Source organism: Sulfurimonas aquatica, assembly GCF_017357825.1.
GTDB classification, from domain to species: Bacteria; Campylobacterota; Campylobacteria; order Campylobacterales; family Sulfurimonadaceae; genus Sulfurimonas; species Sulfurimonas aquatica.
This window is the reverse complement of sequence record NZ_CP046072.1, coordinates 479,610-500,791: the sequence shown is the minus strand read 5'-3', so window position 1 is coordinate 500,791 and position 21,182 is coordinate 479,610. Positions and strand designations below refer to the sequence as shown.

23 protein-coding genes are annotated in these 21,182 nt (G+C 35.0%); 3 read left to right on the top strand and 20 right to left on the bottom strand.

Annotated features, from left to right (window positions below; genetic code table 11):
- Positions 1 to 32: 32 nt before the first annotated feature.
- The 4 genes from fliR to rpsB all read right to left on the bottom strand — a co-directional run bounded on the left by fliR (position 33) and on the right by rpsB (position 3,379).
- Positions 33 to 797: a flagellar biosynthetic protein FliR gene (fliR, locus tag GJV85_RS02425; protein WP_207562288.1), complete on the bottom strand. Its 765-nt coding sequence runs from the start codon at positions 795 to 797 to the stop codon at positions 33 to 35.
- 13 nt (positions 798 to 810) lie between these two features.
- Positions 811 to 1,455 carry an ABC transporter ATP-binding protein gene (locus GJV85_RS02420; RefSeq protein ID WP_207562287.1) on the bottom strand — a complete coding sequence of 215 codons (645 nt, stop codon included), beginning with the start codon at positions 1,453 to 1,455 and terminating at the stop codon, positions 811 to 813.
- 101 nt (positions 1,456 to 1,556) lie between these two features.
- Positions 1,557 to 2,609, bottom strand: a complete 1,053-nt coding sequence (gene tsf / locus GJV85_RS02415) for a translation elongation factor Ts (protein WP_207562286.1) — start codon at positions 2,607 to 2,609, stop codon at positions 1,557 to 1,559.
- A gap of 2 nt (positions 2,610 to 2,611) precedes the next feature.
- Entirely contained in the window at positions 2,612 to 3,379 is a 768-nt protein-coding gene (gene rpsB / locus GJV85_RS02410; protein WP_207562285.1) for a 30S ribosomal protein S2, read from the bottom strand.
- 318 nt (positions 3,380 to 3,697) lie between these two features.
- Here rpsB and GJV85_RS02405 point away from each other — a divergent pair, with 318 nt between their 5' ends.
- Complete coding sequence (locus tag GJV85_RS02405) at positions 3,698 to 5,380, top strand: DUF3373 family protein (RefSeq protein ID WP_207562284.1); 1,683 nt, start codon at positions 3,698 to 3,700, stop codon at positions 5,378 to 5,380.
- A gap of 70 nt (positions 5,381 to 5,450) precedes the next feature.
- Here GJV85_RS02405 and GJV85_RS02400 read toward each other — a convergent pair whose 3' ends face one another.
- The 9 genes from GJV85_RS02400 to mqnP form a co-directional block, all read right to left on the bottom strand.
- Entirely contained in the window at positions 5,451 to 6,653 is a 1,203-nt protein-coding gene (locus tag GJV85_RS02400) for an IS256 family transposase (protein ID WP_207561025.1), read from the bottom strand.
- Positions 6,654 to 6,789: 136 nt separating this feature from the next.
- Positions 6,790 to 7,260, bottom strand: coding sequence for a thioredoxin-dependent thiol peroxidase (bcp, locus tag GJV85_RS02395; protein ID WP_207562283.1), 471 nt, complete (start codon positions 7,258 to 7,260; stop codon positions 6,790 to 6,792).
- A 26-nt stretch (positions 7,261 to 7,286) separates the two neighbouring features.
- Positions 7,287 to 7,766, bottom strand: coding sequence for a DUF420 domain-containing protein (locus GJV85_RS02390; RefSeq protein WP_207562282.1), 480 nt, complete (start codon positions 7,764 to 7,766; stop codon positions 7,287 to 7,289).
- A 2-nt stretch (positions 7,767 to 7,768) separates the two neighbouring features.
- Positions 7,769 to 8,368: a DedA family protein gene (locus GJV85_RS02385; RefSeq protein ID WP_207562281.1), complete on the bottom strand. Its 600-nt coding sequence runs from the start codon at positions 8,366 to 8,368 to the stop codon at positions 7,769 to 7,771.
- Complete coding sequence (murG, locus tag GJV85_RS02380) at positions 8,365 to 9,384, bottom strand: undecaprenyldiphospho-muramoylpentapeptide beta-N-acetylglucosaminyltransferase (RefSeq protein ID WP_207562280.1); 1,020 nt, start codon at positions 9,382 to 9,384, stop codon at positions 8,365 to 8,367. The genes GJV85_RS02385 and murG overlap by 4 nt, the downstream gene beginning before the upstream one ends.
- Before the next feature lies 1 nt (position 9,385).
- On the bottom strand, positions 9,386 to 10,552 hold the full coding sequence (locus GJV85_RS02375) for an FtsW/RodA/SpoVE family cell cycle protein (protein ID WP_207562279.1): 1,167 nt from the start codon (positions 10,550 to 10,552) through the stop codon (positions 9,386 to 9,388).
- An 11-nt stretch (positions 10,553 to 10,563) separates the two neighbouring features.
- Complete coding sequence (locus GJV85_RS02370) at positions 10,564 to 11,082, bottom strand: hypothetical protein (RefSeq protein WP_207562278.1); 519 nt, start codon at positions 11,080 to 11,082, stop codon at positions 10,564 to 10,566.
- The gene (locus GJV85_RS02365; RefSeq protein ID WP_207562277.1) at positions 11,082 to 11,603 is read right to left on the bottom strand and encodes a hypothetical protein; all 522 of its coding nucleotides are present in this window, start codon (positions 11,601 to 11,603) and stop codon (positions 11,082 to 11,084) included. The genes GJV85_RS02370 and GJV85_RS02365 overlap by 1 nt, the downstream gene beginning before the upstream one ends.
- Complete coding sequence (mqnP, locus tag GJV85_RS02360; protein ID WP_207562276.1) at positions 11,600 to 12,460, bottom strand: menaquinone biosynthesis prenyltransferase MqnP; 861 nt, start codon at positions 12,458 to 12,460, stop codon at positions 11,600 to 11,602. Before mqnP ends, GJV85_RS02365 begins: the two co-directional genes overlap by 4 nt.
- A 68-nt stretch (positions 12,461 to 12,528) precedes the next feature.
- Between mqnP and miaA the strand changes: the two genes are divergently transcribed.
- The gene (gene miaA, locus GJV85_RS02355; RefSeq protein ID WP_207562275.1) at positions 12,529 to 13,416 is read left to right on the top strand and encodes a tRNA (adenosine(37)-N6)-dimethylallyltransferase MiaA; all 888 of its coding nucleotides are present in this window, start codon (positions 12,529 to 12,531) and stop codon (positions 13,414 to 13,416) included.
- On the opposite strand, the gene GJV85_RS02350 is transcribed toward miaA, so the two are convergent.
- Entirely contained in the window at positions 13,400 to 13,678 is a 279-nt protein-coding gene (locus GJV85_RS02350) for a peptidylprolyl isomerase (protein ID WP_207562274.1), read from the bottom strand. The two genes, miaA and GJV85_RS02350, sit on opposite strands and share 17 nt — an antisense overlap.
- A gap of 138 nt (positions 13,679 to 13,816) precedes the next feature.
- Here GJV85_RS02350 and GJV85_RS02345 point away from each other — a divergent pair, with 138 nt between their 5' ends.
- A complete protein-coding gene (locus GJV85_RS02345; protein ID WP_207562273.1) occupies positions 13,817 to 14,365 on the top strand; it encodes a hypothetical protein in 549 nt (182 codons plus the stop codon).
- Between the two features lie 43 nt (positions 14,366 to 14,408).
- Here the strand turns inward: GJV85_RS02345 and GJV85_RS02340 are convergent, their stop codons facing one another.
- The 6 genes from GJV85_RS02340 to GJV85_RS02315 are packed head-to-tail and all read right to left on the bottom strand — an operon-like array spanning position 14,409 to position 21,125.
- Positions 14,409 to 14,561, bottom strand: a complete 153-nt coding sequence (locus GJV85_RS02340) for a hypothetical protein (protein WP_207562272.1) — start codon at positions 14,559 to 14,561, stop codon at positions 14,409 to 14,411.
- A 31-nt stretch (positions 14,562 to 14,592) separates the two neighbouring features.
- A complete protein-coding gene (locus tag GJV85_RS02335) occupies positions 14,593 to 16,293 on the bottom strand; it encodes a two-component system response regulator (RefSeq protein ID WP_207562271.1) in 1,701 nt (566 codons plus the stop codon).
- Position 16,294: 1 nt separating this feature from the next.
- Positions 16,295 to 17,878 (bottom strand): sensor histidine kinase, encoded by a 1,584-nt coding sequence (locus tag GJV85_RS02330; RefSeq protein WP_207562270.1) that lies wholly within the window; start codon positions 17,876 to 17,878, stop codon positions 16,295 to 16,297.
- Positions 17,871 to 18,800, bottom strand: coding sequence for a phosphate/phosphite/phosphonate ABC transporter substrate-binding protein (locus GJV85_RS02325; RefSeq protein WP_207562269.1), 930 nt, complete (start codon positions 18,798 to 18,800; stop codon positions 17,871 to 17,873). The genes GJV85_RS02330 and GJV85_RS02325 overlap by 8 nt, the downstream gene beginning before the upstream one ends.
- A 10-nt stretch (positions 18,801 to 18,810) precedes the next feature.
- Complete coding sequence (locus tag GJV85_RS02320; protein WP_207562268.1) at positions 18,811 to 20,283, bottom strand: TolC family protein; 1,473 nt, start codon at positions 20,281 to 20,283, stop codon at positions 18,811 to 18,813.
- Positions 20,280 to 21,125: a PhnD/SsuA/transferrin family substrate-binding protein gene (locus tag GJV85_RS02315; RefSeq protein ID WP_207562267.1), complete on the bottom strand. Its 846-nt coding sequence runs from the start codon at positions 21,123 to 21,125 to the stop codon at positions 20,280 to 20,282. The genes GJV85_RS02320 and GJV85_RS02315 overlap by 4 nt, the downstream gene beginning before the upstream one ends.
- Positions 21,126 to 21,182 lie beyond the last annotated feature (57 nt).

Below are 21,182 nucleotides of genomic sequence, written 5' to 3'. Positions count from 1 at the left end.
AATCTATCTAAACATTATTGTATCTAAATAAACTAAAAAAATATCTCTAAGACATTAAATGCTTCACTCATTTGGTTTTTCAGTATGAGCATTATTGCCGTTATTGTTGCAATTAAGACAGCAAATGAAACCATAATTTTTATAGGAAAACCAATGACTAAAAGATTAAATTGAGGCATTGTTTTCATAAGCATTCCAAATATTACATCGGCTAATAATGAAAGTGCAATAATAGGAAAAGCTATCATAAATCCTACTACAAGCATATTTGAAGCAGCATGAATAACATAGTTAAAGATATCTTCACTCATAACAAACCCACCAAGAGGAACAGTTTTTAAAGAGTTATCCACAAAGAGTAAAACCCAATGGTGAAGATCAAGTGCGAGAAGTACCATTAGTGCAAGTAGAGATAAAAACTGTGAGATAATAGGCATCGAGACACCCGTCTGTGGATCTATAGCACTAGCCATAGAAAAACCCATCATGAAAGATATAATTCCACCAGCAAAAGTAATAACATTGTAAGCTAATAGTAAGACTATTCCAATAACTAATCCAAACATAAATTCGCTTAGTATTGCTAGAGCAATAGTAGGGACATCTATACTAATATTTAAAGGTGGCATAGAAGAGTAAAAGACAATGGTGAAAAAAAATGCCATGGATGCTTTGACATTCATAGGAATATTTTGATGTGAAAAGATGGGTACGGCTAGAAACAGTGCGGCAAATCTAAAAAAAAGAAGCATAAACCCTACTGTGTTAGCCTCATTAAATATTCCTGCCCATTGCATATTTAGATTTCACTCATTTTATCTGATGAAGTTTTTTATCTTCTAGTTTATAGACTCTATCACATTTATGAGCGAGTTCATTGTCATGTGTCACTAAAACCATACCAGCATCATTTTCTACGCAATACTCAAAAAAAAGATTCATCACTTCATCTGCAGTCTCTTTATCTAAGTTCCCTGTGGGCTCATCCGCAAAAATTATTTTAGGTTTTTTAGTTAAAACTCTTGCTATTGAGACACGTTGTTGTTGTCCACCTGAGAGTTCAGTTACTTTTTGCTTGATACAATGATGTATATCTAACCTTTGTAAAAGGGCATCGTCAATAGAGTTATTTGAGAGTATTTGTGCTACTTCTAAATTTTCGTAAGCACTAAAGCCATTAAATAGGTAGTGTGACTGAAATATAAGTCCCAAGTCATAGCGTTTAATCTTCTCAAGTCGTTTTTTGCCCATACCTGCTATATCTTCTCCAAGTAACTCTACTTTTCCGTTTTGGGGTTTTAAGAGTGTAGAGAGAATATGTAAAAGTGTAGACTTTCCACTGCCGCTCATTCCAATAATAGCGATAGACTCTTTTTCTTTAAGTTCGAGTGTTACATCATAAAAAAGTTCATATTCAAATGTGTGTGATATATTTTGTGCAGATAATAGATTCATGTGAAGATTATAGCAAATCTTACTAAAAATTTGGCAAAAAAAAAGGCTAAGACCTAAGTCCTAGCCTTGAATAAAAAAGAGAAGAAATTAATCCCTAAGGATTAACCCATTTGTGCAGCAACTTCCGCAGCAAAATCATCTTCAGCTTTTTCAATTCCTTCACCAACTTCTAGGCGAACAAATTCTGTAATTTCAGCAGTACCACCAAGTTCTTTAGCAGCTTTTTCAACAGCTTGAGCAACTGTTAACTTCTCATCTAGAACAAAGTTTTGATCTAGTAAACACTGCTCTTTATCTAAAGTAGTATTATCAGAGATAAAACGAGCTAAAGACCCAGGAACAATTTTGTCCCAGATTTTTTCTGGTTTACCTTGAGCAGCTAAATCAGCTTTGATATCAGCTTCAGCTTGTGCTAAAACTTCATCAGTTAATTGACTCATAGAGATGTAAGTTGGAACATTTTTAAGTGTTTTACCTAAACGTGCTAACTCTTCATTCTCTTTTTTGATAACTTCGATTCTTCCAACAGTTTCGCTAGCTACATAAGAAGCATCGAAATCTTTATAAGAAAGAGTAGTTGGTTTCATTGCAGATGCATGCATAGCAACTTGCTTAAGAAATGGTCTCATACCTTCAGCAGTTTTTTCACTATCACATTTAGCAGAAACAATAACTGCTATACGATTGTTAGAGTGAATATACCCATTTAAAGAAGTAGTTGCATCAGCTGTTAAAGTACTGAAACGTCTCACTTCGATTTTTTCACCGATTTTGATAACAGCAGCTGTAAATTCAGCACCAAATGGACTTGCCATAAAAGCAGCAACATCAGCAGGCTGGTTGTTGAAAACTTCAGATGCAGAATCTTTAACAAGTTTTTGAAAGCCTTCGTTTTGAGCAACAAAGTCAGTCTCAGAGTTAATCTCAATAACAGAAGCTTTTGAAAAATCATCAGCTATAACGATTCCTGCAAGACCTTCTGCAGCTACTCTATCAGCTTTTTTAGCAGCTTTTGCTATACCACGTTCTTTTAAAAGTTCTGTTGCCTTAGCCATGTCTCCATCAGCTTCAACAAGAACTTTTTTACAATCCATCATAGGTGCATCAGTTGCTGAACGCAACTCTTTTACCATTGCTGCTGTAACTGCTGCCATGATTATACTTCCTCTGTTGGTGCAACTTCTTCAGTTGCAGGAGCTTCAGTAGCTACTTCTTCTTCAGTTTGTTCTTCTTCAGCAGGTGCATCACGAAGAGCTTTACCTTCATTAATAGCTGCAGTCATTTCACGACAGAAAAGCTGAATTGAACGAATTGCATCATCATTACCAGGAATTGGGTAAGTGATAAGATCTGGATCACAGTTAGTATCTAGAGGAGCTACAACTGGGATACCAAGACATCTTGCTTCTAAAACAGCAATATGCTCTTTAACTGCATCTACTACAAATAGCATATCTGGAAGTTTTTTCATATTACGGATACCACCGAAATACTGCTCAAGTTTAACTTTTTTACGAGTAAGCATTAAAGCTTCTTTTTTCGTTAAAAGATCAATTTGACCATTTTCTTGCATCTCAGAAATAACATCTAGTTTACGGATAGACTTTTGAATAGTTGGGAAGTTAGTAAGCATACCACCTAACCATCTGTTATCTACATATGGCATATTACAAGCGATAGCTGCATCTCTTACAGAGTTACGAGCTTGTTTTTTAGTACCAACGAATAATACAGTTTGCCCTTCAGCAGCTGCATCCATAACGATTGTGTATGTGTTACGGAAATAACGTAAAGTCTTTTGTAAATCAATAATATAGATATTTTTACGAACACCAAAAATATATTTTTTCATTTTCGGGTTCCAACGACGAGTTTGGTGTCCAAAGTGTACACCACATTCTAAAAGGTCTTTCATAGTTACCATAGGTAATCCTTAAGGGCTATATTTTCAAGCCAGAAATTTGTTAGTTATTCTTTGGTAATGTCGGACATTGACTCCCTAAAGAGGAAGTTGCACTAACTTTTGACACATACCTGTTAATATTTTCAACTACATTAGAGAAGAAAAATCGGCGAATTATACAAAAATATAATTTAAATATAGCTTTTAGATAGGAGAAGTTTATAAAATATAGAGTGAGGGTATAATAATTAATTATAGCAATTCTAGTTCATTTAAAAGTATCTTTATAATAGATGATGTATAGTACTAACATTATTATTTAGAAAAAAAAGGGAAAAAATGAATAAGCCTCTATTAATTTCACTCGCAGCAGCAACAATCCTAGCTACAAGTTTAAATGCACAATCCATGTATGAACGTATACAGTCTATGGAACTTAACATAAAAAAGATGCAAGATGAGATTTCAACTCTCAGAGCTTCAGGAGATGAAAAATCCGATGATGAAAGTGCAAATGATGAAAGTGAAGAAGAGTCAGATGAAGAAGATAGCGAAGACGAGACAAAGAGTACAGTAGAAGAAGCTGATTCAGATGATGGCGAAGAAGAAGATGATGAGGAAGAAGAGTTTAATGCTCAAGAAGAGATAGAAGAGATTAATGAGAGTATTTTTGAACTAAATAAAGCTACAAATGGTAACAAACTCAAGCTTGGTGCTGATTATAGATTTGCTATTGATAACATGCAATATAAAATGGCAGATGGAAGTGATGCAGGTAATGATGCATTTATGACAAATAGATTATGGATAAACATGGATTGGAAGGCAACTGACAATCTAAGTTTCTCTGGTCAACTTGCTTACAATAAAGCTTTTGGTCACAGAAGTGGTTGGAATTCAAATATACCAGGCATGGAAACATTCGACTGGGTTACCAATGAAAATGCCTATGATGATCTACTAAGAGTTCGTTCAGCTTATTTTCTTTATAAGAATGATACATTTATGGGCACAGAAATTCCATGGACATTTAGTATAGGTCGCCGTCCATCAACAAATGGTCATTTAATTAATCTAAGAGATGATGATGGTGCTGCTTCACCTATGGGTCATACTATTAATGTTGAATTTGATGGGATAAGTTCAAAGTTTTCATTTGAAGATTTAACTGGCATTGAAGGTATGTATGTTAAGTTTTGTGCAGGTCGTGGTGGAACAAATGCAAATCCAAAATTCTTTGCTGTAAATCCTCAAAATGGTTCTGTTGTTCAAACTGGTGCTCCATATGCTACTCAACCAGATGATCTTGGTGATATAGACCTTGGAGGTCTTATCTTTGTTCCATATGACAATGGTCAATATGCATTTGCAACACAATACTACTATGCAAATAACTTAATTGATGCAGATATTGTTTACCCGGGTGGAGTACCGACAATGAATGGTATGAAAACAGTAGGTGGCATGCATAGTTTTACCGCAAACTTTACAGTAAATGGTATCGGTGATGAGTGGAATGATTACCTCGATGATACATTTTTCTTTATAAGTGGTGCGATGAGTGTAACGGATCCAAAATCTGATGAGAGAATGCTTTATGGAAAAAATGATCTAACAGGTGCTACAACTGTTGCTGGCGAGTCTGTAACAGGGCACTCAGTTTGGCTTGGTTTACAAATGCCCTCTTTTATAACTGAAGATGGAAGATGGGGAGTTGAGTACAATCAGGGTTCACAATACTGGAGAAGTATTACGTATGCTGAGGATACAAATATTGGCTCAAAACTTGCAACTCGCGGTAGTGCATATGAAGTCTATTTTACAGAACCGCTTGTTGAAGATATTTTAACTTTTCAGATTCGCTATACATATATAGATTATGAATATACTGGAAGTAATGGATTTTTTGGAGGGGATACTGGTAGTGCAGTGTTAATTAAAGATTTAACGCCAATGACTGGTTCAACAGTAACAGTGGATACTGCACAAGATATCCGTGCTTACCTACGTTATAGATTTTAGAGCTTTTTAGTTCTTATCTATGGTAGTGTTCAATAATCTGTGTCAGTATCGAGTAATTCCTAAAATTGTATCATAAATTAAGAGCTTTATCTAATCTCCCCTCAAAGTGAATTGAGAGTTGAGAGATAGTTAAGCTCCAGTTTCTAACTGGCATAGTCCATTTTTTTGAGGCATTCTGGATGCCCATATAGAGTAATTTTAATAAGCTATTATCATTAGGGAAAGCACCTTTAGTCTTAGTCAGTGTTCTGAACTGTCGATGCACAGACTCAATGATATTGGTGGTATAGATTACTTTTCTAATATCAGCTGGATATTTAAAATATACAGACAGATTATCCCATTTATTTCTCCAAGAAGTAAAAACGATTGGATATTTTTTACCCCATTTTTCTTCAAGCTTATCGAGTTCAATTTCAGCTTCTTCTTTCGTAAAGGCTTGATAGACTTTCTTCAACTCTTTTGCGAACTGCTTTTGATTAGCGGAACCTACATATTTAAGTGAATTTCGGATTTGATGAACAATACAGAGTTGTACTTCTGTGTCAGGATAGACTGAGTTTATGGCTTCAGGAAAGCCTTTTAAACCATCAACGGAAGCGATGAGTATATCTTTAACACCACGATGAGATAAATCAGTAAGTACCTGTAGCCAGAACTTAGCACCTTCACTCTCATTGAGATAGAGACCAAGTATCTCTTTCTTCCCATCAATGCCGACACCGAGAACGGTATAAAATGCTTTTGAGATATATCTTCCATCCTCTTTTACTTTATAGTGAATCGCATCTAAAAATATAAAAGGATATACTTCTTCAAGAGGACGAACTTTCCACTCTTGAAGCATAGGTATTATTTTATCTGTTACTGTACTGATTGCACCCTTAGAAAAGCCTACACCGTAAATATCTTCGATAAGCTTTGCTATTTGAGAGTAGCTGTTACCATGAGAGTAAAGAGCAAGTATTTTATCTTCTATCTCACCTGACATAGTTCGTTGATTTTTCTTTACAATCTCAGGCTCAAAACTACCACTACGGTCTCTTGGAACATCAAGTTCAAATTCACCATGTTCACTTTTCATAGTTTTAGTGGCATAGCCATTTTTACGGTTCTTTGAGATATCTTGTGTTAAATGGGAATCTATTTCTGCGGAGAGAGCAGCTTCTGTAAGTTGCTTTATTAAAGAGCTTAATGCTCCATCTTTACCACTGATACTCTTACCAGCCTTTATATCACGAGCAAATTGCTCTGCATCTATTTCTATCTTCATCTGTGTGTCCTTGAGTAATTGTTATTTTACCCGATTGACACAGATTTTTAAACGGTCCCTTATCTATAGTTAAAATACTTTCTCTATAAGTCACTATTTAAAGTGACTTATTTTTCATACTATATTTAACTACTAATTAGATTGCAGTCAATCTCTCAAGTTCTACTTTCACTTTAGCAACATGCTCTTTAACTCTTACCTTTTCCCATAGTGCCTTTACAACTCCATCAGGGTCTATAATCATTGTTGTACGAGATATTCCCATATACTCTTTGCCATAGTTCTTTTTGAGTTGCCAAACACCATACTCTTGCATCATTTCCGTACTCTCATCACTTAGTAGTGTGATAGCTAAGTTTTGCTTCTCTATGAAGTTACGATGGCGTTTAGTGCTATCTGCGCTCACTCCAATGATAACTGCGTCAAGTGAAGAAAAGTCTGGTGCAGCTTCTGTAAATTCACATGCTTCAGTTGTACACCCTGGTGTACTATCTTTTGGGTAAAAGTATAAAACTACCCATTTTCCTTTTAAATCACGAGAGCATATCTCTACATCATCTTGATTTGGTAAGCAAAACTCCGGTGCTTTTTCATCTATTTGTATCATTTTTCTTATTCCTTAATTTAATTTTATTAGTACACAAAAAGAAGTACATAAACCCAAATACCACTAAATGACGTAAATATAATTCCTAAAAATGTTTTACGCGCTAATGATTTATGAGAAGTTGATTTTTCTCCTGGAATGAGACCTTTTGAAAACTGTATATTTGCCTTAAAGACTGTAACAACCCAAGTAAAAAACGTAACAATAGCTATCATAATATGCAATACCATTACAACCGAAGCGTAACTTTTAGAAACGCCACTTTCACTGATGAAAAAATCAAATCCTCCACCAACGCGAACGCCATACTCAAAATAACCAACAACTATAACAGATACGATAAAAATCAAGTTTTGAGTAAGAGCATGAAGTTTGTATCTTCCTTGTCTTGCTAGAAGGATGGAGCTAAAAACTAAAAGCGGTAAAACAGCAACTATTAAAGTAACAAAATCCATAAAAAATGGAGCCCTAGTTCCTAAAAAACCTTGTGCGAACATATAATCCATAATTAATCCCTATTTTTTTTATATTTGTAGTATACAAAAGCTACGATAACCATCAAAGCTAAAACACCCATTGTTATCTGCTTAAGATAGATATCTATTAGTTCTTGATTTTCACCTATGATATAACCCAAAAGTACTAAAATCAAAGCCCAAATACCTGCACCTAAAGACGTGAAGAGCGTAAACTGTGCCAAATTCATACGAGCAAGCCCTGCGGGAATCGAAATTAGCTGACGAATTCCCGGGATGAGTCTTCCTGTAAACGTAGAGATATGCCCATGTTTCTTAAAATAACTCTCCATCTTAACAAGGGCTTCTTCTTTAATAAAAAAGTACTTTCCATACTTCGTTAAAAGTTTTCTCCCAAGAGTGAGGGCGAGATAGTAGTTAATAAACGCACCTATTAAAGAGCCTCCAAGAGCACTTATCATAATCATCACTATATTCATATCACCTTTTGAGGCTAAATAACCTGCAGGAATAAGGACTATTTCACTTGGAAAGGGGATGAAACTACTCTCTACAGCCATTAATAAAAATATCCCTAGATACCCCCAGTCAAAAATAAGATCTACTAAAATCTGTGCTAACTCTTTTATCATTTTATACTTTCCTCAACGTCTTTTATCATTTTTTCCGCTACGTCTTTTGAACTATATGAGAGTAGCTTTGTACTTTTTTGCTCAAGGTCACTCTCTAATATATCTAAAAACTTAGATTTTAACTGCTCACCTTCTCTCTCACACCAACCCATCTCATTATCAACTATAAACTTCGCGTTATGATACTGATGATCTCCCGCTGCATAAGGATAGGGAATATAAAAAGCTGGGCATCCATTTGCTGTAAGCTCCCAAAGAGTACTTGCTCCTGCACGACTTACTGCCAAATCAGCTTTTGTTATAAGTTCTGGTAACTCTTTAGTAAATCCATAGAGTTCTATTCTTAAGCCCAGCTTTTCATACTCATCTCTTACTCTCTCATAATCAGCTTCACCTGCTTGATGAATAATAGCTATGCCGCGACTATCTAACTCTAACGCCACACTAAGTGCTAAATCATTTATAGCCTTCGCTCCATGAGAGCCACCTAAAAATATGATTGTTTTTAAATTCTGGCGTTTATGCGCAGATTTATAAAAAATCTCTTTTATGGGATAACCTTTTATCTTTGAGTCATCTTCATATGCCGATATAAAACTTTTTGCATATGGTTTTAAAAGAGCATTGAGTCTTCCAGTAACCGCATTTTGTTCATGTATAAACAGAGGAGTAAAGCGACTCAGACTTGCAAATGACGCAGGTGCCGCAGAAAATCCGCCAACACTGTATACAGCTTGAACTTTATGCTTTTTAAGTAAGGCTCGAGCCTTTAAAAAAGCTAAAAAAACTTTCCACAATGCCTTTAGTTTTCCCAAGCCTTTTTGATTTACCACGCCTGTTGTTTGTAAAAAGTACACATGAGAAAACTGACTATTGAACTCAAAGTATTTTCTGTCTTGTCCCTTAGTAGAACCTATAAAAATAGCCTCATGACCACGAGAAACGGCCTCTGCCACAAGAGCTTCGGCTATCATTAAGTGACCACCAGTGCCCCCACCCGTTATACATAACTTCATCTTAGCTCATATCCGCTTTTCTTGAAGCCATTAGAACCATTCCAACGCCAAACGCCGCACCTAACATAGCAGAACCCCCATAACTTAAAAATGGAACTGAAATACCTTTAATCGGAGTAATTCCACTGATACCATAAGCGTTTACTAAAAATGCAAATGAGAGACTAAGCCCTATACCTATGCTAAATAGATAAGCACTTCTATCTTTTGTACGGTTTGCTACTTTAAAAATTCTCTGAAGCATCCATAAAAATACGACTACGACAAACGTTACACCCAAGAATCCAAACTCTTCAGCAAGTCCAGCTAAGACAAAGTCAGTATGAACTTCACTTAAAAAACCAAGTTTAAATGTTCCATTGCTTATTCCAACGCCAAAAAAACCGCCATTATGTATGGCGTTTAAAGAGTGTCCTATCTGATAAGGCTCAACTTCTACTGGCACTCTCAACTTATCTGCAATAGAATCTGGAAATATTTCAAGTACCGAGTTTTGAGCAAGCGCCCACCAAGACTTTATACGGATGATTCTATGTTCTGCGGTTAATATAAAAAGAATAACCGCGCCAAAAATTGCTCCAAGAATGGAAAAGAAAAATCTAAAACTACTTCCAGCAAATATAAGCATAAAGATTAGAGTAAGTCCCAAAACAACAACCTGACCTAAATCTTTTTGTAAAAACGCGATAATAAACATCGCCCCCACAAATATAACGCCATAAGGTAAGAAACGCTTAAACTCATTTGTTAGTCCCATTCCATCATGATGGCCTAGTTTTCTAGAAAAACTCCATGCTAAAAAGTAAACAAATCCAACCTTGAAGAACTCAACGGGAGCCAAAGAAAACCCGGCTACTTTAATCCAGCGTTTAGCCCCACCTACTTCTGAGACTAAACTCTCAGGTAAAAATGGCATAGCTACCATTAAAAACAGTGAGCCAAAAAAGAGTAAGAAGCCTACTGGTTTTAACCATTTTTCTGGGTCTAATTGCGAGAGGATAAAAATGATAGTGATTCCAAGAAATCCAAAAATAGCTTGACGGATAGCGAAATGAAACTCATTCACGCCAAAGAGAAGCGTTGTATAGGGAGCAAGAGTGTAAGACAATACTATACTAGTCATAATAAGTATGCCAACAAGTGTAAAAAGTTGTCTATCTGCGCTCATGCTCGCTCTGCTTACTTTATTTTGTTGATTTTTAGAACAAACTCAACTTCGGGTTTTGAGATATGAAGCTCTTTTGATATCGTCTCAACGGAAACACCTTGCTTAAAAAGTGAAATAATCTTCTCGTCGTCATTTCCATGAATCGAAGATGGAATGGATATCTGCTTCACGCCACTCTCAAGCTGAGTAATACGACTACCTATTTCCACATCTATCGCGTTTATATTTTCTTGGAGTTGTTTAAAACCTGCGCTTAGTGGCTGAACCATGTCATAAACGCTGCGTTCAATCTCTTGATAAATCTCTTCATCGTTCATTCTTTGCGAGTTCTCTTTAATACTTCCCTGCGTTTCACTTATGTTTTTTTTCATATAAAACAGCTCACGATTTAGCTCTTCGACAACAGAGGCAACGGAGCGAATGTTTTTTGTGTAATCTGCATCTTTTGTGTAAACATAATATAAAAGGTATAAAATAATAGCCGCCATAATTACAACGACATACTCTATGTTAAAGTGTTCAATATTCACTATTTCTTCTCTCTTGCTTCTCGGATTAGTATTCTTTCGCGTGCAGTCATATATGCTGCCCACTCTTTTTCATCTCGCTCATGCATCTTAGTAAACTTAGCAAGCGTAGGGCTAAGTGCTTCAAAAAAGACTCCAACGTCGTGCTTAGGATAAACTGGCATCTCTATGCGACCATAGTAAATCTTACCAACATCTAATGAAGGCTCTTCAAGGTTAAAGTACTCAAAACCTATGGAGTTAATCTGCATCTCATTTGTCAGCGATACTCTACTTGGTTTTTCATCTTTTATGAACATCTCCAGAGCGTCTACTTTTCTGTGAAGCTCTACTACAAGTTGCAGTAAAACCTGATCTGTTTCTCTTGTATCCCCACGGGCCTTAGCTAGTTTTAGCCATTGAGAGATGGGATCATCATCTGTTTCACTAAGTTGTTGGTATTCTCTCTCATATGTTAGTAAATCTGTTTCGGCTTCACTGAAATATATATGTATCGGCGCTGCAACTAAACGCGGTTCACTCATGCTACAATCCTATCTATTACTATTAAGGTAAAAAATGCGATACCAAGGTAACCATTGACTGTAAAAAACGCTCTATCAATCTGAGTGAAATCTTTTCTCACAAGTTTTTGCTCATATGCAAGAACAAGCGCGCTTCCAATTGCTGCTACGTAAGCCACTGCTCCCAAACCTGAATAATATACAAAGAGTACCCAAAAAAGTACCGTTAAGCTATGAAAGTATGCTGAAATTTTCAGTGTATTTTCTGAACCATATTTTGATGGGATAGAGTGCAGAGAATTTTCTTTATCAAACTCCATATCTTGCAGTGAGTATAACAGATCAAATCCTGCTACCCAAAAAACAACGCCTAAACTTAAAAATACAGACCATAACGGGATAGTCGCACTAACCGCTATAACGCCAGCTATTGGAGCTAGACCTAATGATATCCCTAGTATGATGTGTGCTAAAGATGAGAAGCGTTTAAAGTAAGAATAAGAACCAAGAACAATCAATATAGGGACACTTAACTTTAACGCTAGAGGATTAATCATATACGCTACTGCGATAAATATAATGGCGTTTACAAAGATAAAAAGTAAAATACTCGAAGCATTCAAGCGCCCATCAACATTTGGACGTCCAGACGTTCTTGGGTTTTGTGCATCAATGTCACGGTCTGCATAACGGTTTACACCCATAGCAAAGTTTCTAGCACTAAGTGCAGCTAAAACACCCATAAACAAAAGCCAAAAACCAAACCAGCCATCAGCTGCAACAACCATAGCTATGAAGATAAAAGGCAGGGAAAATATAGAGTGTTCAAACATAACCAACTCATTAAAATCTTTCGCTTTTTGTATAGCTCTTTGCAATATTTAACCCTCTTAGATAATTAATGCTCATTTTATCCAAAGTTGTTTTAAAATGATATAATTCACTCATGAAACAACTCGCGATTATTGGACCAACTGCTTCAGGAAAGAGTGATTTAGCTATAAAAATTGCTTTAAAAATTAATGCCTACATACTTTCCATAGACTCTCTTAGTATCTATAAAGAGATAGATATAGTATCTGCAAAACCTTCCAAAGAGGAGTTAAGTAGTATAAAGCATTTTGGAATAGACGTTTTAAATCCTGATGAATACTTCAGCGTTGATATATTTATAGACCTTTATAAACAGGTACTTTTTGAGTGTCAAAGAGATAAGAAAAATCTTGTTATTGTTGGTGGTACCTCTTTTTATTTAAAAACACTTATTCAAGGACTCTCAAATATTCCAGAGATATCTCAAGAGGTAGTTGAGAGTGTAAACAAAAAACTAAAAAATTTAGAAGAGTGTTATCAGTTTTTAAATGATTTAGATCCAACATATATGAGTAAGATTGATTCAAACGATAGCTATAGGATAGAAAAAGCACTACTTATATACGAAGCATCTAAACTTAGCCCTTCAAAATGGTTTGAATTGAACCCGCCAAAACCAATTATCGAGAATTTAGATATATATAATATAGAAGTTTCTAGAGATGTATTAAGACAAAGAATTTCTAAACGCTCAAAAAAAATGCTAGAAATGGGACTAATAGATGAAGTTTCTTTTTTAGAGCAGAAGTATACAAGAGCACCACATTCAATGAAGTCTATAGGAGTTGTTGAAGTTTTAGATTTTCTTGATGGTAAGAGTGATAAAGAGCAAATGATAGAGTTAATCTCTATACATACCGCTCAACTTGCTAAACGCCAACAAACTTTTAATAAAACTCAGTTTGATGGACTTATAAGCGCTCCGCTTGAAGAGCTAGAAGAGATTATCCTCTCCCGGTAACCTCTAGTAGGTGATAACCAAACTGTGTTTTAATAGGCCCATAAACAACACCCACATCACCACTAAACACTGCTTTATCAAACTCAGGAACCATCTGTCCAGGTCCAAATTTACCTAAATCTCCGCCATCTCTAGATGATGGACAGCTTGAGTTAGCTTTTGCAACTTCGCCAAATTCAGTTCCGCCTTCTATCTCACTTTTTAATTCATTACACTTTTCTTCGCTATCTACTAATATATGTCTTGCTGTTGCCCATGCCATATTGCATCCTTAATTTTTTATTGAAATTCTACACGGAAGTTCTTTAAATTTTATTAATATTAATAGTTAGATATGATTAATATTGATACTACAATCTAAGTTCATGTAGTATGTCAAAAATTTAAAAGGATACTCAAAATGCTCAAAACTCTTACGGCGATAATTGCTACACTACTCATCATAGGCTGTAGCTCAAAAAGTGAAGAAGTTGTTAATGTAGAACCTAAACTAGTTGTTGGAAAAACTCTTGGAGATTTAAAGTTAAACGATCAGTTTGAAAAATCACACACTATAAGTGCAGATACTTATAAGCTTATCTTTGCACTTGACAAAGAGCCAGCACATATTTGTAATGATTTTTTTAACTCACAAGAAGCAGATTACTTACAAAAGCATAATGCTCAGTTTATAGCTGACATTAGTACTGCTCCATCACTTATAAGAAGCCTTTTTATCCTTCCTGGACTCAAAGATTTTAAACATACAGTTATGTTACTCGATGATAAAACAGCAGCTGCACCATTTAGAAAAGATGTTGAAACTGAAAAAATTGTTGTTGTTTATATAATAAATAAGACGATTACTAAGATAGAGAGTCTCTCAACAGAAGCTGAACTTAAAAAGATGATAGAAGATGAATCACCAATGTCTTTGATTGCACCAATGATAAATAAAGTTTTAAACTAAAAACTTAAGAGAGATCATACTTTTTATAGCTCCTTATTAGGAGCTACTTAGTATCTTTATCTAATGTTTTAATAGATTCTTTAGAAGCATCGTTCGCTCTTTCATAAGAACCATGACTATTTTTCATCAGCTTACTTGAACAAGCACTCATCCCAAATGCAACAATTAGTATTAAAAACAGTAAAAACTTTTTCATATTGACTCCTTAAATTTTAAATTATTATAGCCTATAAAGTCTGTGCCTCTGGTTTTCCTATATAATAACCCTGCGCCATATCGACTCCACACTCTTTAATGATGTTGTAAATAGCTTCATTTTCAACATACTCCGCTACAGTTTTGATACCTAATGTTTTTGCTAGACTAACTATTGCAGATACAACAATTCTGTCTTTAGTGTTTACTTCCAAAGACTTTATAAACAGGCCATCTAATTTTATGTAGTCAAAGTCTATCTCCAAAAGACGACTAAAGTTTGAGTTTTCTATACCAAAATCATCAATAGCAATCTTAAATCCCATCGTTTTTAAAGCTTTGAGTTGAGCGATAACAACTTTATGCTGCTCACCTATTGTGATGTTTTCAAGTATCTCAAAGGTAACATTTTTAGCTTCGATATTATAAAGTTCAAGTTTTTGTTCTAAGAACTGGATGAGAAACTTATCGAGTAGATCTCTATGGGTAATGTTAATAGAAAAATTCATCTCTTGTCCATTAAAGTATTGAAAACTTTTACCTATCATCATTCGAGTAATAGAGCTAATCATTCCTAGCCTCTCAGCTGGAGAGATAAAGAAGTACGGAGAAAACACCTCACCCTCATAATTTCCACGAGCTAAAACTTCATATTTAACTATCTCACCTGTTTGTGTGTCAGCTATTGGCTGAAAGTATGGCTCAATTCTATCATTTTGTATCATCTCTTTTGTTATATTTATCCACTTGATAGTCTCTTTTGCTTGTTTTACACTATCTTCAGTTTCATCATAAAAGTAGTAGTAACGGCTTCCTGTTTTTTTACCTATATCCAAGGCAAACTCAGCATTTACAAGTGGAAAAAAATCTTCTGCTATTTCTGCGATTCCCATAGAAAAGCTTATGTTCACTTCAAACGCGTCTATCACTACAGCTTGTGTATCAAAAAAGCTGATAAGTTGCTGACAGAACTCTTCTATCTTTGTGTGATCTTCTTCTTCAAGTAAAAAGACAAAACGATCAGACTCTGTTTTAAAAAGTCTCGCATGGTTAGCTATATGACTTTTTAAAATCTTTGCTATCTCTTTTAAAATTGCATTTGAGAAATCTTTTCCATACTGTTTATTTATCAAAGAAAAGTTTGACACATCTAAAAGTAACAGATGTCTATACTCCCCCGTATCTATCTCTTGACCTAGTGCTATAAAGTTCTCAAGTCCAGTAAGTGGATCATGTGCATAAAAATGTTCTAACTCTTTTGTTTTTTCTTTAGCGATAGCATCTAGGTTATTATTTATCTCTTCAAGTTCACTATTTTTATCCATAAGTGCCTGTTTTAACTCTATAGGTTCAAGAATTTTAAGTACACGATTTATAAGCTCTTTCATATTGAGTGGTTTCATCAAGTAGCCATCTACTTGTAGGTCAATCGCTTCTAAAAGATACTTACTTTCATTAAACGCAGTAGTGATGATTATGGGGACATTAGAGTCAATCTTACGTATCTCTCTAATCATCTCAATGCCATTCATTTTAGGCATCTGTATATCAGTGATAACTATGTCTGGTCTCTTTTCATTAAACAGAGCAACACCTTCTTCACCGTTATATGCAGAGTATAACTCTCCTGCTTTTTTATTTAAAAAGAAAGCTATCTCCTCAGCGATTTCAAGATTGTCTTCAACATAGAGTATTTTATAATTTTTTAATTTATCAATATTGTTTTTAACCATTTTATTTACCTTTAGAGTCTTCTACTTTTATCTTAATGACAAAACATGCACCATGCTCTGTATTATGGACAGATAGGACACCACTCATATTGTTCTCAATAATTGTCTTAGACATATAAAGACCAATACCAGTACCCTTTCCCTCATCTTTTGTTGTAAAATATGGGTCAAATACTTTTTTAATTATCTCTTTAGGAATGCCCCCTGCGTTATCTTCAATCTCCAGATATGCATAATCCCCTTTTTCAAAAACACGAATATATATCTCTCTTTGACTCTCTCTATTTTCAAGAAGAGCATCTTTAGAGTTGTTTACTATGTTAAGTATTACTTGAGAGAACTCACTTGGAAAGCCTCGAACTAAAACATTTTTGTCTATCTCTTCTTTTACTTCAATATTATGATTGTTTAAACTTGGACGTAACATTCCCATGGCCGTTTCTATAATTGAGGCTATTGAAAAAGTAAGTGCTTCTTTATTTGGTTTAAAAAAGTTCCTAAAGTCATCTATAGTTTGTGACATCCCATTTGTAAGACGAGTTCCTTTTTCTATACTTCTATTAATATACTCTTCATCAAGCATATCCATCTCGTAAGCATTTTCGATGTTTTGTAAAAGAAGTCCAAGGGCATTTAGAGGTTGTCTCCACTGATGGGCGATATTTCCTATCATTTCACCCATAGCTGCAAAACGTGACTGTTGTATAAGGATCTGCTCTTGCTCAGCACGTTTATGCACCTCATCCTTTACTCTTTGGTCAAGTTCTTGATTGAGAGTAATTAGCTCATCTGTGCGCTCTTCAACTCTACTCTCTAACTCTTCATTATATGCATAAAGTCGCTCACTTGAGAGTTTAATAGTGTTTATCATGATATTAAAACTACTTGCCAACTCACCAAGTTCATCATCTGTATCTACATTTACAGCTACACTATAATCACCTAACGCGACCTGCTTAGCTGCTTCGTTGAGAGTAAAGATAGGCTTAGTAATCCAGCGTGCCAAAAGCAGAGAAAACAGCATAGAGCCGAATAAAATTGTTACAATGAGAATTGCATTATTTACATAAATTGAGTTCATCATCTCTTTATATCTCTCTAATGAAAAGCCTATTGTTACCCAGCCCCATTCAAGGCCAGAAAAGACCACTGGATATGAGTAGTGAAAGACATCTTCAGCACTCTTAGAAAAACCATTTTTAATAATCGATTGATACTCATTCGAGAGTAGTGAGGCAGTTACTGAATCAGGAAGTTTATCTACTAATTCCCAGCGATTAACATCACTATAAAGCTTACTCTCTCCCTCCCCTTTTTTCACAATGAGTATATAACTAATTTCTTTATTGTCTTGTAAAACTTTTTCATTATGCTCTACGATAAAACCATAATCTTCTATAACCATAGCATCAGAAGAGACAAGAGATATTGACTTAGCTATAGTTTTTGTTTTTGAGTACATAACCTCAATAAGTGCACTTTTTTGATCCATTATTGTCAAATAGCTAAAAAGTGTTACAACACTCAAAAGTCCCGTAACGATAATAAAAAAGGTTCTTTTAAAAAGACTATTTTTGCTACTCATTATAGCTTCCTGTTTTGGATTTTTTGTATGCCTTACTCAGATGAAGATACTCTTGGTAATACTCTCTTAAGCCATCAAACTCTTTTACATCAACTACTCTCATTTTATGCATCTTAAAAAGTGCTAAAATATTTTGTCCTCTAGGTGTACTCTCTAGTGTTGCTACATTTCTATGAAAAGAGTCTATACTCGAAGTAGGTGTTGTTTTATGAAAAACAGCCATCACAGGGAGAAATATATCCGGTGTTCTTTTGAGTACACTAAGCTCTGAGGATAACTTTGGATTCATCTCTTGCATAAATTTGAACATATACTCTGGAACCACGCAAGCATCTACAGTAGAAAAGTATACTTTTAAAATCGCTGTAGAGGATTTTGCACTCTTTAGAGAACTTTTAAAAAAAGAACTTGAGTCAGCTCCAAGCTCTTCTAAAAGCTCTTTATCTAAGACAAGTCTACCGAGATAGTCATCTTCTCGAGACATAACTGTTCTATTTTTTAAATCTTTTAAACTTTTTATGCCACTCTTTTTATTTACTAATATAACTCTGTTTGTAAATCTCTTTTCACTTTTTGTTGCAACCCAATACTCTTTTGCATTAGCATCTATTCTTGATTGATGCTTGAGATAAAAGTATGCATTGAGTGCTAAGTACTCAAAAGATGCAGATTCAAAATCTTCAATACACTCCTCTTCATTCTCATAGTACTTAATTCCTACATCCATATCCTCATTTATAGATAACTCTTTAATCCATAAAGAGAATGCTATTCTTGCATCTTTAAACTTTATGTCATGAAGACCTTCAACTAAGTAACCCATAGTAGCTTTAGCAGACTTAGTAGACTCCTCTTTTGCTACAAGAGAGTTCCCAATAAATAGAGTAAATATAAAAGAGAATAAAAATAAGTTTTTTAGCATAAGTAACAGACTACTTTACACTATCTTCAAGTGCTCTACCAACTAAAAAGTCTGCATTTGCTTTTGCTAAAGCATGATCATGAATACTACGATAATAGTCAGCACTCGAGTATGCTTCAAAAAGTTGAGACTCTATTACATCTTTAGTTTCGACCATATCCTCTTGATAAGCACGTGTATTTAATTCTCTGTTTTCTTGTGCTACTTCTACTGCTTCACTTAAGATAACAAACTGTTTATGTGAACTTTGCATCTTCATAAATGCCTGTTTTACCTGTAGTGCTAAGCCCTCTTGGAGTAAAATCTCTTGTTGCTTAAGTTTTATCTTCTCTAAGCGACTCTGCTCCACTTGGTTTGTTGTTCTCATTCCATCAAAAAGTGACCATTGCACCCCAACACCGATAGTCCATGACCTATCGTTTGTCTCATTAAAAACGCCATATTCATAGTCATTATGAATATGCTGTGCACTCGCAGAAAGTCCAACCATAGGAAGATAACCACTCTGTGCCTCATCAATCTTTGCCTCTTGAATATCAACTGCAAGTTTAAGTGTTTTGTACTGAGGGTTAAAGTGGTATGCATCCTCTACAAGAGTAGTTAAAGATGCTCCCATATTTGGATCCATAAGCTTTGTATCTTGAACATCTATGGTGTCATTATAAGGAAGACCCATTGCAAATAACAGTGCCGCTTTTGCCATTGTCTCTTTCTCTGAGATATTTTGGTTCAGCGACTCTAAAAGGCTAACACTCAGTTTTGTACGAAGATAGTCTGTCTTTTTTACGTTCATAGAACCACCCTGGTAAAGTTCTGATGTCAAATCACTTATAAATCCCATTCTCTCAATAGTGTCTTCAGAGAGTTGTTTAAGTTGTTTTGTAAGCACAACACCATAGTAGTAGCGTTTAACGTCAAAGATGATTTCATTCTTTGTGCGTTCTCTCATAACTTGCGCTATTTTTCTTCCGCCATTAGCCTGCTCAACTATAGCACTTATTTTTCCACCTGTATAAAGAGGAAGTTTAGTGTTAATGTTACTCACAACAGTATCTCTTCCAGCCATTTGAACTTCCATATTTATAGGAAGTGAACTTGTTGCAGGAGTATTTGCGGCAGTTTGCGCATACACGCCTGACGTAAACGCATTTCCATCTGCCGCTGCCGCCCCGCTTAAACCATTATATAGTGCTATTGTTTGAGAATTATCGACTGTAGTACTCCCAACCATTGTAAATGTAGGAGCCTGATCCATTCTCATAGCACTTACTTCCACATCTAAAGTCGGATAGTGTGCGCTCATAGCTTGGTTATACATAGTATCTGCTATCTCTATGGAAGTTTGTGAAACTTTTAACTTTTTATTATTTTCCAATGCAACTGCTATTGCCTCATCTAATGAGACTATATGTTCTTGTGCATTTAAACTTAGTTTGGCGATGATAGATAGGATCAGAAATCCTACAAACTTATTTTTTCTCATTTATTATTTTCCTTTTTCAAAGCTATATACTCTTTATAGATATTACCAATTGGTTCTAAATCTTTTACAGTTGTCTCAACAACCTTATCGGTTTGAAAAACTGTCAAGATTTGCTGTCCACGTGCACTTTTACCGATAGCTAAGGCGAAACTTCGTATCTCTTCAGCCATTTCTGGATTGAAATCTTTGTGAAAAAAACCAAAAGTTCTCGCTGAGATAGTAGAGAGTTTAGCTATTTTTAGTTTTTTTCCTATCTGAGGGTTTAACTCTTTTGCGAAATCAAATGTTTTTTTAGTAACGACTGCTGCATCTGCTTTGCCAAAAAAGAGTTTTAAAATAGCGGCGTTTCTTTTTCGCGTTTTGATATACTCAATCTTTGCCTCTTTATTTTTCTCAAAAAAGTTTTTTTCTATATAGATCATAGCTATCTCTTCACTCTCTTGCAGAGCTACTTTTGGGTCTTTTTTACTATAGAGCTCTTGGAGTGATTTTTTTGCAGGTAAGACAACTATAATATCTTCAGCATGTTTCTCTTTTGAACCACCCGTAAAGGCTTTAACAAGGTTTGATTTCTCAAAAGACTTTACAAACTCAACACCTGTAGTAATGACTAAGTCTAGCTTTCTTTCCTCGAAGTCTTTTGCCATCTCTGTAGAGGAGTCATAAAAAAAGAATGTGGCAGAGTGTTTTGTAGTCTTCATAATCTCTTGAATCCAAATATCCATAACAATCATCGTATCTTTCTTACTAAACTGATTCATAGAAGCATTTCCGTATGCTACATTCATATGCCCAGCATGGAGAGTAAGAGTTAAGAGAAGAGGTAAGAGATAATATTTCATATGTTGTATTGTTCCTTATTAAAATAGTAGTAATAATAATAATCATACTATTTAAAA